This window comes from Shimwellia pseudoproteus (assembly GCF_016415625.1).
GTDB lineage: Bacteria > Pseudomonadota > Gammaproteobacteria > Enterobacterales > Enterobacteriaceae > Shimwellia > Shimwellia pseudoproteus.
On sequence record NZ_WBXP01000016.1, the window covers coordinates 13,353 to 27,190 of the forward strand.

The 13,838-nt window shown below is 55.7% G+C and carries 13 protein-coding genes; 7 read left to right on the plus strand and 6 right to left on the minus strand.

Translation table 11 applies throughout. The features are described 5' to 3' along the window. Window positions 1–24: 24 nt before the first annotated feature. A complete protein-coding gene (gene bcp, locus F9C28_RS09195; RefSeq protein ID WP_199014922.1) occupies window positions 25–495 on the minus strand; it encodes a thioredoxin-dependent thiol peroxidase in 471 nt (156 codons plus the stop codon). Window positions 496–535: 40 nt separating this feature from the next. Then, window positions 536–1,084: a glycine cleavage system transcriptional repressor gene (locus F9C28_RS09200; RefSeq protein ID WP_199014923.1), complete on the minus strand. Its 549-nt coding sequence runs from the start codon at window positions 1,082–1,084 to the stop codon at window positions 536–538. A gap of 146 nt (window positions 1,085–1,230) precedes the next feature. On the opposite strand from F9C28_RS09200, the gene dapA reads away from it, so the two are divergent. The 6 genes from dapA (at window position 1,231) to ypfH (ending at window position 7,922) form a co-directional block, all read left to right on the plus strand. Further along, a complete protein-coding gene (gene dapA, locus F9C28_RS09205; RefSeq protein WP_199014924.1) occupies window positions 1,231–2,109 on the plus strand; it encodes a 4-hydroxy-tetrahydrodipicolinate synthase in 879 nt (292 codons plus the stop codon). A 16-nt stretch (window positions 2,110–2,125) separates the two neighbouring features. Then, a complete protein-coding gene (gene bamC / locus F9C28_RS09210) occupies window positions 2,126–3,157 on the plus strand; it encodes an outer membrane protein assembly factor BamC (protein ID WP_199014925.1) in 1,032 nt (343 codons plus the stop codon). A gap of 128 nt (window positions 3,158–3,285) precedes the next feature. Beyond that, on the plus strand, window positions 3,286–3,999 hold the full coding sequence (purC, locus tag F9C28_RS09215; RefSeq protein WP_199014926.1) for a phosphoribosylaminoimidazolesuccinocarboxamide synthase: 714 nt from the start codon (window positions 3,286–3,288) through the stop codon (window positions 3,997–3,999). Window positions 4,000–4,186: 187 nt separating this feature from the next. Further along, a complete protein-coding gene (ypfJ, locus tag F9C28_RS09220) occupies window positions 4,187–5,065 on the plus strand; it encodes a KPN_02809 family neutral zinc metallopeptidase (protein ID WP_199014927.1) in 879 nt (292 codons plus the stop codon). A gap of 12 nt (window positions 5,066–5,077) precedes the next feature. Next, window positions 5,078–7,114: a tRNA(Met) cytidine acetyltransferase TmcA gene (locus tag F9C28_RS09225; protein WP_199014977.1), complete on the plus strand. Its 2,037-nt coding sequence runs from the start codon at window positions 5,078–5,080 to the stop codon at window positions 7,112–7,114. Between the two features lie 109 nt (window positions 7,115–7,223). Further along, complete coding sequence (gene ypfH / locus F9C28_RS09230; protein WP_199014928.1) at window positions 7,224–7,922, plus strand: esterase; 699 nt, start codon at window positions 7,224–7,226, stop codon at window positions 7,920–7,922. A 61-nt stretch (window positions 7,923–7,983) separates the two neighbouring features. Here the strand turns inward: ypfH and F9C28_RS09235 are convergent, their stop codons facing one another. The 3 genes from F9C28_RS09235 to F9C28_RS09245 are packed head-to-tail and all read right to left on the minus strand — an operon-like array spanning window position 7,984 to window position 9,686. Further along, entirely contained in the window at window positions 7,984–8,172 is a 189-nt protein-coding gene (locus tag F9C28_RS09235; RefSeq protein WP_199014929.1) for a YpfN family protein, read from the minus strand. Between the two features lie 25 nt (window positions 8,173–8,197). Further along, the gene (gene dapE, locus F9C28_RS09240; protein ID WP_199014930.1) at window positions 8,198–9,325 is read right to left on the minus strand and encodes a succinyl-diaminopimelate desuccinylase; all 1,128 of its coding nucleotides are present in this window, start codon (window positions 9,323–9,325) and stop codon (window positions 8,198–8,200) included. Between the two features lie 4 nt (window positions 9,326–9,329). Further along, window positions 9,330–9,686: an ArsC family reductase gene (locus F9C28_RS09245; RefSeq protein WP_199014931.1), complete on the minus strand. Its 357-nt coding sequence runs from the start codon at window positions 9,684–9,686 to the stop codon at window positions 9,330–9,332. Between the two features lie 583 nt (window positions 9,687–10,269). Between F9C28_RS09245 and ypfM the strand changes: the two genes are divergently transcribed. Continuing rightward, complete coding sequence (ypfM, locus tag F9C28_RS09250) at window positions 10,270–10,329, plus strand: protein YpfM (protein ID WP_100181659.1); 60 nt, start codon at window positions 10,270–10,272, stop codon at window positions 10,327–10,329. A gap of 142 nt (window positions 10,330–10,471) precedes the next feature. Here the strand turns inward: ypfM and acrD are convergent, their stop codons facing one another. Further along, entirely contained in the window at window positions 10,472–13,588 is a 3,117-nt protein-coding gene (acrD, locus tag F9C28_RS09255; protein ID WP_199014932.1) for a multidrug efflux RND transporter permease AcrD, read from the minus strand. Window positions 13,589–13,838: the final 250 nt, after the last annotated feature.

A 13,838-nucleotide genomic window follows, 5' to 3' on the forward strand; every position in this document is an offset into this window, starting at 1 on the left:
GGCTTTATGATGTCAGGCGGCTAATCAGGCGTGTTCTGCCAGCCAGCTCAGTACGATGTCGTGATGGTTGGAGGTTTTAAAGTCATCAAACACTTTTTCAACCACGCCATTGCCATCCAGCAGGAAGCTGATGCGGTGAATGCCGTCGTAGGTTTTCCCCATAAAGGATTTTTCACCCCAGACGCCGAACTGCTCGCATACCTGATGATCTTCATCGGACAACAGGGGGAAGTTGAGCAGCTCTTTCTCAGCGAAGCGCGACAGTTTTTCCGGTTTATCCGTGCTGATACCCAGTACGTCAACACCGGCTTTTTTGAGCTCATCCATGTTATCACGCAGGCCGCAGGCCTGAACGGTACAACCAGGGGTCATAGCTTTAGGGTAAAAATAAACCAGAACGCGCTGCCCCTGGAAGTCGGTTAAATTCACTTGTTCGCCATCCTGGTCGGGCAAGCTAAATTTCGGTGCGGTATCACCGGCTTTCAGTGGATTCATTACAACTCTCCGTCTTCGTTTTATTCATCTGTCTGTCTGTTTACGGCGATAAATTCACGACACTAATAGTGCCCTGTGCATTGAGCTCTGTACAGAGTGCATTAAAGGCTTGTTCAATTTTTAGTGCGTCATGTGACACCGGGCTATGTGCGGTAATCTGAATATACAGCCGCGGTACCGCATCGTTGTTATCGTTTTGAGTGCGCGATACCAGCTCGGCAATGTTCATCTGCCAGGTATCAAACAGATCGGTAAACCGCTCGATCAGGTGAGGGGAGTCGTCGACCTCCACCTGCACCCAAACAGTGCCCGGCATCGGGGGGCGATCCCCGGCGGTGGTACGTTTCATCACAATCAGTAAATCAAGCTCTGCGCCTTTCAGGGGCAGGGTTGACTCAATCAGCGTAATGGCATTCCATGTGCCGGATAACAGCATAATAAACGTAAATTCTTCCCCCAGCATCGCCAGGCGGCTGTCTTCAATATTACAGCCGCAGCTACTGACGTGGCGGGTAATGGTATTCACGATCCCCGGGCGGTCCGCCCCGAGAGCAGTAATGACCAAATGATGTTGTGATGAGGCTGTCAAGCGTGTGATTCCTGTGGCGGGAAGAGATAATTATAAGGAAAGCATAAAAAAAACCGCCATACAACCGCTGGAGCACCCCTCGCCGCTTGCTTTTAAGGCTATACCAAACGTACCATTACGGGACTTGTTTGCGTAGAGGATCGCCAATGTTCACGGGAAGTATTGTCGCGCTTGTTACACCGATGGATGACAAAGGTAATGTCTGCCGGTCTAGCCTGAAAAAAATGATCGATTATCATATCGCCGCCGGGACTTCGGCGATTGTTTCTGTAGGGACTACCGGGGAATCTGCTACCCTGAGCCACGATGAGCACGTTGATGTTGTCAAACTCACCGTTGAGCTGGCCGATGGCCGTATCCCCGTGATTGCAGGGGCTGGTTCAAATGCAACCGCAGAAGCTGTAGCGCTGACAAAAAGCTTTGCTGATTCTGGCGTGGTAGGGTGCCTGACGGTAACGCCATATTATAACCGTCCGACCCAGGAAGGGCTGTTCCAGCATTTCAGCACCATTGCTGCGAGCACCGATTTACCGCAAATTCTGTATAATGTGCCATCCCGTACCGGTTGCGACATGCTGCCGGAAACTGTGGGCCGTTTGTCCAAAGTAAAAAATATTGTCGCTGTTAAAGAGGCAACCGGGAACTTAACCCGCGTTCAGCAGATCAAAGCGCTGACCGGGGATGATTTCATTCTGCTAAGTGGTGATGATGCCAGCGCGCTGGATTTTATGCGTCTGGGTGGCCACGGGGTGATTTCAGTCACGGCAAACGTAGCTGCAGCCGATATGGCCACGATGTGCCGCCTGGCGGCCGCGGGCAAATATGATGAAGCGCAAGTGATCAATTTGCGTTTGATGCCGCTGCATCATGACTTATTTATTGAACCCAATCCTATCCCGGTAAAATGGGCATGCAAGGCGTTGGGACTTGTGGCGACCGATGTGATGCGCCTGCCGTTGACCCCACTGAGCACGCAGTACGAGCCGGTGATGGTTAACGCGCTGAAGCACGCCGGCCTGCTGTAAAGTTTAGGGAGATTTGATGGCTTACTCAGTACAGAAGTCGACGGTAGCAACCGTAGTGGGCCTGGCGCTCACTATGATGCTGACAGCATGTAGCAGTGATTCGCGGTACAAACGCCAGGTGAGCGGTGATGAGTCGTACCTTGAGGCTGCGCCGTTGTCTGAATTGCATGCCCCCGCAGGGATGATCCTGCCGGTAACCATCGGGGATTACTATATTCCGGTCACCAATGGTAGTGGGCTGACCGGTAAGCAACTGGACATTCGTCCACCGGCTCAGGCGCTGGCGCTGGTGACAGGTGGACGCACGCAGTTCACCGGTGATACCGCCACCCTGATGGTGGAAAACGGGCGCGATGGTGCGCTGTGGCCGCAGGTTGTTAACGTCGTCCAGGGGCAGAACTACACCATCACCAAACGTGATGATGCCGCTCAGACATTGTCTACTGACTGGGTGCAGTGGAACCGCGCTGATGAAGATCAGCAATATCGCGGTCGCTATCAAATTACCGTTCGTCCTCAGGGGTATCAGCAGGCGGTTATCGTCAAGCTGGTCAATCTGGAGCAGGCGGGCAAAGCCGTTGCCGATCCTTCTGCACTGCAGCGCTATAGCGCCCAGATGCTGAACGTGATTTCTGCGGGCCTTGATAAAGCACAAACGGCGCGCCAGAACGCCCTGGATAACCGCAGCGTTAACCAGATAAGCGTCCAGAGCGGTGCGGATGATACCGGTCTGCCGCTGCTGGTGGCTCGTGCCCCGTTCAATGTGATTTGGGGACGTCTGCCCGCCACGCTGCAAAAAGTGGGCATGAAGGTGACGGACAGCACCCGCTCAACAGGCAACATGACGGTGGAATATAAACCGGGCAATGCTGACTGGAGTGCATTAGGGGTGAGCGATCCGGGTCTGTCTTCCGGCGACTACAAAATTCAGGTAGGCGATCTGGATAACCGCAGCAGTATTCAGTTTATTGATCCGAAAGGCCATACGCTGACGCAGTCCCAGAATGATGCCCTGGTCGCAGTATTCCAGGCGGCATTTAACAAATAATAAAAAGGCCGGAGCGATCCGGCCTTTTTTAATCATCACTCCGCAAACGTGTGCGTAGCGCGATGATCAGGGATCCATGTGTTAAATCCTCATACCACGCAAGTGGTCATTTATCCGGAGTAAGAAAGATGCAAAAGCAAGCTGAGTTGTATCGTGGCAAAGCGAAAACTGTCTACAGCACCGAAAATCCCGATTTGTTAGTGCTCGAATTTCGCAACGATACTTCAGCAGGGGACGGGGCCCGCATTGAGCAGTTCGATCGCAAAGGGATGGTGAACAACAAGTTTAACCACTTCATTATGACCAAACTGGAAGAAGCCGGTATCCCAACCCAGATGGAGGCACTGCTGTCTGATACCGAGTCACTGGTGAAAAAACTGGAGATGGTGCCGGTAGAATGCGTGATCCGTAACCGCGCCGCGGGCTCACTGGTAAAACGCCTGGGGATTGAAGAAGGTATTGAGCTGGACCCGCCACTGTTCGATATGTTCCTCAAGAACGACGCCATGCACGATCCGATGGTCAACGAGTCCTATTGCGAAACGTTCGGCTGGGTGAACAAAGAAAACCTCGCCACCATGAAAGTGCTGACCTTTAAGGCCAATGACGTACTGAAAAAGCTGTTTGATGACGCCGGATTGATCCTCGTGGATTTCAAACTGGAATTTGGCCTGTTCAACGGTAAAGTGGTGCTGGGCGATGAGTTCTCCCCGGACGGTAGCCGCCTGTGGGACAAGCAAACCATGGACAAAATGGACAAAGACCGCTTCCGCCAGAGCCTGGGTGGCCTGATTGAAGCCTATGAAGAAGTCGCACACCGTCTGGGCGTTAAAATAGACTAACCGCGCAATCGTTTCCTTACGCTCACGGGGATACCAGTACGGTATCCCTGTTTTTTATCCGCTTTCTTATGGTAATTCTTCCGGGAATCACCCAGGATCAATAGGTCGCGGTCCTGGTTTTTCCGGTTTTATTTTTACCGGCACCAGAGTCCGTTATTCTTTGGGATGGTTATCTGGAGTACGCAGTATGGATTTAAAAGATCGCCGCGAAAGCGAAAATGTGGAAGACCGACGTAACGACTCGCAGGGCCCCGCGCTGGGTGGCGGTGGCGGCGGTTTTCGCATTCCCCGTGGCAAGGGCGGCCTGATTTTACTGGTCGTGGTGGTGGTTGCAGGTTATTACGGGGTGGATCTCAGCCCGCTGCTGACCGGCGATATGTCTGGTGCACCGCAGCAGTCGGTACAGCGCCAGTCCATTAGCCCGAATGATGATCAGGCGGCGAAGTTTACCTCGGTTATTCTGGGTACCACTGAGGATACCTGGGGCGAAATCTTTAAAAGCATGGGGAAAACCTATCAACAGCCGAAGCTGGTGATGTACCGCGGGGCGACCCGTACCGGTTGCGGCACTGGCCAGTCCGTGATGGGGCCGTTCTACTGCCCGGCGGACAGCACGGTCTATATTGATCTCTCTTTCTATGACGAAATGAAAAACAAACTGGGCGCTGACGGTGACTTCGCTCAGGGGTATGTGGTTGCTCACGAAGTTGGCCACCATGTCCAGCACCTGCTGGGTATCGAACCGAAAGTTCGCCAGCTGCAGCAGAACGCCTCACAGAAAGAAGTAAACCAGTTGTCGGTACGCCTTGAGCTGCAGGCTGACTGCTTTGCCGGGATCTGGGGCCAGAAAATGCAACAACAACAGGTACTGGACTCGGGCGACCTCAAAGAAGCCCTGAACGCGGCACAGGCTATCGGGGATGACCGTTTACAACAGGAAAGCCAGGGCCGGATCGTGCCGGACAGCTTTACCCACGGGACCTCTGAACAGCGCTACACTTGGTTCAAACGCGGTTTTGACACCGGCGATATCAAACAGTGTGATACTTTCGAAGGCCAGCTGTAAGTTGTGACTATCATGGATGATCGGGCCATTGTGTCCACCCTGTGCGCCACAGCGCAAACTATGGCGCACAGCGGATGTCGGCGTTTACTGGTGGTGAGTGGCGAGCCGGACTGGAGCCTGCACTGTGTCGGGCAATTGATTGACGCCCTGGCCGGGGACTGGCTGTGGATGGGGCCGGCGCCTCAGCGGGGTTATTATTGCCCGCCGCGCCAGATGCGTTCAGTGCTGGGACGGGAGTTCCGGCACGGGGTATTTGATGCCCGCAGCGGCCTTGATGTCGAGGCCCTGGCCGCCATGAGCGGCACGTTGACTGCCGGGAGCTGGCTGGTACTGCTGATCCCGCCGCTGCCCCGTTGGCCCCTTCTCCCCGACAGTGATTCGGTACGCTGGAGCGATACCCCCGGGCCGATCGCGACCCCGTGTTTTATCCACCATGCTATCCGCACCTTACTGAATGACCCGGAGGTGGTTTTCTGGTCCCCGGCGGGGTTGCAGTATCGCGACGCCCCAGCGCGCCCTCCGTGGTACCCGGCCTCTGGCGCCCCGGCGGCGGGGCAGGCGGCAATACTGGCTCAGTTACAGGATATGCGGCGCGGTGTGGCGGTGATCACCGCCCCACGCGGGCGCGGGAAGTCAGCCCTGGCGGGGATGCTATTGCGCGCGTGGTCAGGCCCGGTACTGGTGAGCGCCCCGGCCAAAGTCGCGGTGGATGTTCTGGCCCGCCACGGCGGTGATAAATTTCAGTTTATTGCCCCGGATGCACTGCTGGCCGCGCTGGATAACGGCACGGCCCCGGAGGCAGACTGGCTGATTATTGATGAAGCGGCGGCGATTCCCGGGCCGCTACTCACCCGGCTTATTGCTGCCTACCCGCGTACTCTGCTGACCACTACGGTGCAGGGCTACGAGGGCACCGGTAGGGGATTTTTACTTAAGTTCTGCGCCGCTATTCCCGATCTGCAACATTTTGTTCTGGATATCCCGCTACGCTGGTGCGCCAGTGATCCCCTGGAGCGGGTTATTGGCCAGATGCTGCTATTTGATGACCACGCCAGTGTTGCTCCCGTCAGTGGGCCTTTGACAATCACCCCGGCGGATCGCCGGCACTGGCTGGCAGACAGCCGTGAGGCCGCCAGCCTGTATGCGCTGCTATGCGGCGCCCATTACCGTACCTCTCCTCTTGATTTACGCCGTATGATGGATGCCCCGGCGCAATATTTTATGGCGGCACGCCACGCCGGTGTGGTGGGTGGGGCGGCGTGGCTGGTCAGGGAAGGGGGATTAACCGCCGCCCTGAGCCAGGCTGTGTGGGCGGGCTATCGCCGCCCGCGGGGTAACCTGGTGGCCCAGTCGCTGGCTGCCCACGGCGGCAGCCCGCTGGCGGCGACGCTGCGCGGGCTGCGGATCACCCGGATTGCGGTTACCCCGACGCGCCAGGGACAGGGGCTGGGCCAGAAACTGGTGGCGGCGGCTCGCCACACCTGGGGGGACGAGGTTGACTATCTGTCGGTCAGCTTTGGTTATACGCCACAGCTCTGGCGCTTCTGGGCCCGCTGTGGGTTTACCCTGGTGCGGATCGGCAGCCACCGGGAGGCCAGTAGCGGTTGCTATAACGCCATGGCGCTGCTGCCGGTATCCTCCGCCGGGCAGGTCATGGCTGACCACGAGCACCGCCGATTGTGTGCGGACTGGCCCTGGCTGCGGCCCTGGATTGATGAATCGCTTGCGCTTTCCGGCCCTTCAGGCACTACGCTTACTTCAGACGACGCTCTGGAGCTGGCCGGTTTTGCCTTCGCACACCGGCCGCTGGAGGCCTGCCTCGGCAGCCTTGGCAGGCTACTGGCCACGCTACCGGGGATGCCGGTACTGCGCAGCCGCCTTGAGCAGCAGTGTGGGGATGAGGCGATTTGCCGCCAGTTCCGGCTGGCGGGCCGTAAAGCGCTGCTCTGTCGCTGGCGCGAAGAGGTCGCTGAGGCGCTCAGTGCCCAGGACCCGGAGATGGCAGCCCAGCGGCGGCAACAGATTTTGCAATTGCAATTTTTCAACTAAGTTGTTCAGTGGCAGCGTATGGTCATTTATTTCGCCGGGCCTAGAATGACGGCAGTGATAATGAGACTGGCCCGGACAGTGGTACGGGGCAGGCCATCAGGAGAACATCATGAAAGACGACCATTTTATTGTTCAGAGCCCTGCAACCCCGGCCCAGCAACTGATCCTGTTATTCCACGGGGTGGGCGATAACCCGGTGGCAATGGGGGAGATTGGCCGCTGGTTTGCGCCACTGTTCCCGGAAGCCCTGGTGGTCAGCATCGGTGGGCCAATTGCCAGTGGGCCGCACCCTGGCCGGGCCTGGTTCCCGGTTAACGGGGTGACCGAGGAAAACCGCCAGCAGCGGGTTGATGATATTATGCCCGCGTTTATTGCCCAAGTGCAGGCGTGGCAGAAGCACAGCGGGGTCGGGCCATCTGCCACCGCGCTGGTGGGCTTCTCCCAGGGGGCGATAATGGCGCTGGAAAGCCTTAAGGCCGCGCCCGGGCTCGCTGCCCGCGTGATTGCCTTTAACGGGCGTTTTGCTTCATTGCCGGCGGCAGTACATAGCGCCACCGCAGTGCATTTGATTCACGGTGAGGATGATCCGGTGATGCCGCTGATCCACGCGGTCAATGCCCAGGAGGCGCTGGTTGCGGCCGGCGGCGATGCGACGCTGGATATCGTTGAGGATCTGGGGCACGCCATTGATCAGCGCAGTATGCAGTTTGCCCTCGATCATTTGCGCTATACCGTGCCGAAGCACTACTTTGATGAGGCGCTGGGGGGCGGGGCAAAACCCGGGGACGATATTATCACCCTGCTATAAGCCGCAGAAATAACAACGCCGCACCCGGGTGCGGCGTTGGGTATTATTCCCACGGGGCCAGTTATTTCTTTTTCGGCCAGTCATCTTCGTCATCCCACTTATCGTTACAGTCACGATGAGGGGGAAGATCGGGCTTATTATCGAGATATTTCTTGGGATCAACCCGATTAAGATCTTTGATAACGTTAATAAACATCCCTAACAGGATGACCAGGATAATAATCCACCAGTATTTTGATAGCCAGTCCATGGGCGGCTCCTCTTTGTATATCAATTCAGGCTACGAGCTGTTCCATAATGCGCTGGTACATGCGTGCCAGTAGCTGAAGATCTGCCGCATTAACACACTCATTAATTTTATGAATGGTCGCATTTACCGGCCCCAGCTCAACAACCTGGGCCCCCATCCGGGCAATAAAGCGCCCGTCGGATGTGCCGCCAGTCGTCAGCAACTGTGGCTTTATTTCATTATAGTGCTCAACGGCATTAACCACCGCGTCCACCAGTTTCCCCCGGGAGGTCAGGAACGGCTGGCCGGATAACCACCACTCCAGGGTATAACGCAACTGGTATTTGTCCAGCAGGGCGATAACCCGCTGCTTGAGGATCTCGTCAGTCACTTCGGTGCTGAAGCGGAAGTTAAACTGCACGAACATCTCACCCGGGATCACATTGTTACTGCCGGTACCGGACTGCACATTGGCAATCTGCATACTGGTCGGCGGGAAGAATTCATTGCCCTCATCCCATACGATATTCACCAGCTCATCCAGCATTGGCGCGGCGCGGTGTACCGGGTTATCCGCCAGGTGGGGGTAAGCCACGTGGCCCTGGACACCGTGGATGGTCAGGTTGCAGGTCAGCGAGCCGCGGCGGCCATTTTTGACCACATCACCGACCACCTCGGTACTGGAGGGCTCGCCAACCAGGCAGTAATCGAGGCGTTCCTTACGGGCCATCAGCGCTTCGACCACTTTCACGGTGCCGTTATGGGCGCTGGCTTCTTCATCGGAGGTGATCAGGAATGCCAGCCGGCCTTTATGGTCGGGAAATTGGGCCACAAAGCGTTCGGCGGCGACCACCATCGCGGCCAGGGAGCCTTTCATATCCGCGGCACCACGGCCAAATAACATACCGTCGCGGATCGTTGGTTCAAAGGGCGGGTTGATCCAGCGGGATTCATCACCGGCAGGCACCACATCGGTGTGGCCGGCAAAGGCCAGGGTTTCCCCCTGGCCGCGCCAGGCCCAGATATTCTGGGTGTCAGCCACGTTCATCTCTTCGATGGTGAAGCCGATGGCGCGCAAACGTTCAATAAGCAGCGCCTGACACCCGGCATCATCCGGGCTAAGGGAGGGGAGACGAATAAGCTGTTGGGTCAGCTCAATAACCGGGCATGACATAACACTACACCTCACTGAAAAACTGCTGATAACGGGACGTATCGAAACCCAGCAGCATAGGCTTACCGGGCGACCAGAGCAATGGACGTTTAATAATCGCCGGCATATCGAGCATCAGGGCGATGGCGCTGGCGTCATCAACAATGGCGGCTTTACGGGCAGCATCCAGCTGGCGCCAGGTGGTGCCCCGGGTATTTAGTAGCGCATCGCGACCAAGCTCGCCGATAAACTGACCCAGCAGGTCAGCATCCAGCCCGTCGACGCGGTAGTCATGAAAGCGGTAGTCAATCTGATTCTGTTCCAGCCAGCGGCGGGCCTTTTTTATAGTGTCGCAATTTTTAATGCCGTAGAGGGTGGTCATAACCATGCAGTCCTTAGGGTTGCGAAGGTGGATACTCGCCATACGTCGGCAGGACATCTGCGTATCTTTCCGATTATTTAGCGTATGGTTTTGCATGTTTAACGAATAATATTTTCGTCAGCAGGTGATCCTACCCACTATACCTGATGTTTCCCGCGGATGTTATTCCACCCGCGCATCGGTAAAGAAAGGGTAACGCATAATTATGCCACTGCGCGCCGCCGGCGGGGAAATAGCTATCCATCCCGGGAGGGCGGGGCGAGAAATACAGGATGATCGCGCTTTTCGCCATGGCAAAAATGTTATTTAAATGTAGTGTTTTTTTCCCCGGATAATGTGGCGCAGCAAGCCCGCCCGGAAGTTAACTAACTTACTGACAGATAAATGCTATCCATGTCACTCAGGGTGAGTAAATGTATCAAAATGTTGCGCTAAATCACATTTTGATTACATTTCAGCGCGCATAGTTAACTCACAAGAAAATCACGGTTTTTAAGGAAACCAATTTCACTAATAGGATAAAGATTATTCAATCCTTGGTTTTGTTCTCGTATAATCTCCGACAATAAAAAGAGAGGTATTTATGATTGAACACGAATTAGGGAACTGGAAAGACTTTATCGAAGGCATGCTTCGTAAATAATCTTACCGGAGTTTCCTGGAAGCAATACGCTGTTTCCTCTCACGGATGATATGTGGCAATAGCCAGCACAAAAAAGGCGACCTTCGGGGCCGCCTTTTTGTTTTTCTGATGCTGTTGGCCCCGGCACGCCCGGGGCGGCGGTTTACTCGCCGGTATCCTCTTTCAGCGGGAAGCGGCGGCGTATCAGCACAAAGAACAGCGGGACGAAAAAGACCGCCAGGATAGTGGCTGAGATCATCCCGCCGATTACCCCGGTCCCTACCGCATGCTGGCTGCCGGAGCCTGCGCCATTACTGGTTGCCATTGGCAACACCCCGAAGATAAAGGCCAGTGAGGTCATCAGAATGGGCCGTAACCGCTGGCGGCAGGCGTGGAGCGTGGCTTCCGTCAGATCTGTGCCTTTGGCGTTCATGTCATTGGCAAATTCGACAATCAAAATGGCGTTCTTGGCCGCCAGGCCGATAACCGTCAGTAGCCCGACCTGGAAATAGACGTCATTTTCCAGCCCGCGCGCCCAGGTGGCTATCAGCGCCCCCAGTACCCCGAGCGGCACTACCAGCATGACGGAGAACGGCACCGACCAGCTTTCATAGAGTGCGGCGAGGCACAGGAACACCACCAGCAGGGAGATGGCATACAGGGCAGGGGCCTGGGAGCCAGAAAGCCGTTCCTGGAATGACATGGCGGTCCATTCAAGGCCAAAACCCCCCGGCAACTGATGTACCAACTGCTCCATAACATCCATGGCGGTACCGGTACTTACCCCGGGGGCCGCTTCGCCGATGATTTCCACCGCAGAATAACCGTTATAGCGCTCCAGACGTGGTGAGCCGGTGACCCAGCGGGAGCTGGCAAACGCCGAGAATGGCACCATACCGTTGGTACTGTTACGCACATACCACTGGTTAATGTCACCGGGCAGCATGCGGTATTTGGCGGCGGCCTGGACGTACACTTTTTTTACCCGGCCGCGATCAATAAAGTCATTGACATAGTTGGCACCCCAGGCCGTTTGCAGGGTGTTATTAATATCATCGACGGAGACCCCCAGCGCCTGGGCCTTGCGTTGATCAATATCGATTTGCAACTGCGGGCTATCATCCAGCCCGTTGTGGCGCACCCGGGTAAGGGATTTTTGCCCCCCGGCCAGCGACAGCAGTTGATCCCGCGCCTTCATCAGGGCGTTATGGCCGGCACCGGCGTGATCTTGTAATTCCATATCAAAACCGGCGGAGCTACCCAGCCCGCTGATGGACGGCGGGTTGGAGGCGATAACCCGCGCCTCTTTGATATTGTTAAATGCCGCGGTGGCCCGTTCAATAATCGCGAAAGCGCTGCTGGTTTTCGGGTCCCGCTCATCCCAGTCTTTCAGGCGCACGAACATTCGCGCCACGTTCTGGCCATTCCCCCCGGGGCCGGAGCCTACCGTAGAGAACACCGACACCACGTTGTTTTTTTCTTCGGTCAGATAGTAGTGCTCAATTTTCTCGACCACTTTTAAGGTCTGCTGCTGGGTTGCGCCACTGGGTAGCTGGACAGAGGTTAAAAACATTCCCCGGTCTTCCTGGGGCAGGAACGAGGTGGGCAGGCGCATAAAAATAAATACCATCCCGCCCAGCAGCAGCAGGTAGACCAGCATGGTGCGTGCGCTGCGGCGTAAAATGACCGCCACACCGCGCTCATAGCGATCTGCCTGATGATCAAATTGGCGGTTAAACCAGCCAAAAAATCCTTTTTTCTCGTGGGACTCTCCGGGGGCCATCGGCTTTAATAAGGTGGCGCACAGGGCCGGGGTCAGGATCATCGCCACCAGTACCGACAGGGCCATTGAGGCAACAATCGTGATGGAGAACTGACGATAAATCGCCCCAGTGGTACCGCCGAAGAAGGCCATCGGGATAAATACCGCCGACAGCACCATGGCAATCCCCACCAGCGCGCCCTGAATTTGGGTCATTGATTTACGGGTGGCCTGGCGGGGGGAGAGCCCCTCACTGGACATGATGCGCTCTACGTTTTCCACCACCACGATGGCATCATCCACTAGCAGGCCGATGGCCAACACCATGGCGAACATGGTCAGGGTGTTAACGCTGTAGCCGCAGAGGTAGAGCACGGTGAAGGTGCCCAGCAGAACCACCGGCACCGCGATAGTGGGGATCAGCGTTGCCCGCAGGTTTTGCAGGAACAGGTACATCACGAGGAATACCAGCAGCACCGCTTCGAACAGGGTTTTGACCACATCTTCGATGGAGGCTTTGACGAATGAGGTGGTTTCATAGGCCACCCTGTATTCCAGGCCGTGAGGGAAATACTGGGATAATTCATTTAAGCGCTTCAGGACCAGTTCCGAGGTTGCCATCTCGTTAGCGCCAGAGGCCAGCTTGATCCCCAACCCGGAGGCCTGCATCCCGTTAAACCGGCTGAGATAGTCGTACTTTTCGGCCCCCAACTCGACGGTAGCCACATCCCCAAGCAGGACCTGGGAACCATCCTGGTTGATTTTCAGTGAGATATTGCGAAACTGTGCCGGGGTTTCCAGCATTGACTGGGCATTGATCGTGGCGTTCAGTGCTTGCTTATCCACGGACGGGGTGCCCCCTAACTGGCCCACCGCAATCTGGCTGTTTTGTGACTGAATCGCATCGACCACATCCTGAGTGGTGAGCTGGAAACTGGTCAGTTTTATCGGGTCCAGCCAGATACGCATTGAATATTGCGAGCCGTAGGCATCAATATCGCCCACCCCGTTGATCCGGCTCAGCGGATCCTGGAGGTTACTGGCCACATAGTCAGCAATGTCCTGTTTATCCATACTGCCGTCGGTGGAGATAAACGCCAGGGTAAGAATGTTGGTATCCCCGGTTTTACGTACCGTCACCCCCTGGTTCTGTACCGACTGGGGCAGCTTTTTCATCGCGGTCTGGAGTTGGTTCTGCACCTGTTGTACCGCTTCATCAGGATCGGTACCGGCGGTAAAGGTGAGGGTTACCGTGGCCTGGCCGGTATTACTGCTCTGGGAGGACATATACATCAGGTTATCCAGGCCGGTCATGTTCTGTTCAATGACCTGGGTAACGGTATTTTCAAGGGTCTGGGCGGAAGCGCCGGTATAGGTCGCTGAAATTCTGACGTTTGGCGGTGCCAGGTCAGGATACTGTTCAACGGGTAATGAAATTATCGCCATGATCCCCGTCAGACATAAAATAATGGCTATTACCCAGGCAAATATTGGGCGATTAATGAAAAAATTAGCCATTTAATCAGAACCTCATATGTATTTTTATCGTCAAACTGAAAACAGTCCACCACTGTAGACTGTCTGGCTTAGGTAAACGTGAAGAAATAAAGGAGATAGTGTAAAGCATGTTATAGAGCAAACTAATCGGAATCCGGCGTTATTATTTGCGCGCTTTTCGAACACGCTCAGGGAAATTAACTGCGCCGGGGGTGAATCGTTTGCCTTTTTTACCCTTCTTGCCAGGCGGTATTGCGGGAAAAATACTACG

Coding starts and splice junctions, on each gene's coding strand:
- bcp (WP_199014922.1), bottom strand. CDS start 495: ATGAATCCACTGAAAGCCGGTGATACCGCACCGAAATTTAGCTTGCCC.
- dapA (WP_199014924.1), top strand. CDS start 1,231: ATGTTCACGGGAAGTATTGTCGCGCTTGTTACACCGATGGATGACAAA.
- bamC (WP_199014925.1), top strand. CDS start 2,126: ATGGCTTACTCAGTACAGAAGTCGACGGTAGCAACCGTAGTGGGCCTG.
- purC (WP_199014926.1), top strand. CDS start 3,286: ATGCAAAAGCAAGCTGAGTTGTATCGTGGCAAAGCGAAAACTGTCTAC.
- ypfJ (WP_199014927.1), top strand. CDS start 4,187: ATGGATTTAAAAGATCGCCGCGAAAGCGAAAATGTGGAAGACCGACGT.
- F9C28_RS09225 (WP_199014977.1), top strand. CDS start 5,078: ATGGATGATCGGGCCATTGTGTCCACCCTGTGCGCCACAGCGCAAACT.
- ypfH (WP_199014928.1), top strand. CDS start 7,224: ATGAAAGACGACCATTTTATTGTTCAGAGCCCTGCAACCCCGGCCCAG.
- F9C28_RS09235 (WP_199014929.1), bottom strand. CDS start 8,172: ATGGACTGGCTATCAAAATACTGGTGGATTATTATCCTGGTCATCCTG.
- dapE (WP_199014930.1), bottom strand. CDS start 9,325: ATGTCATGCCCGGTTATTGAGCTGACCCAACAGCTTATTCGTCTCCCC.
- F9C28_RS09245 (WP_199014931.1), bottom strand. CDS start 9,686: ATGACCACCCTCTACGGCATTAAAAATTGCGACACTATAAAAAAGGCC.
- acrD (WP_199014932.1), bottom strand. CDS start 13,588: ATGGCTAATTTTTTCATTAATCGCCCAATATTTGCCTGGGTAATAGCC.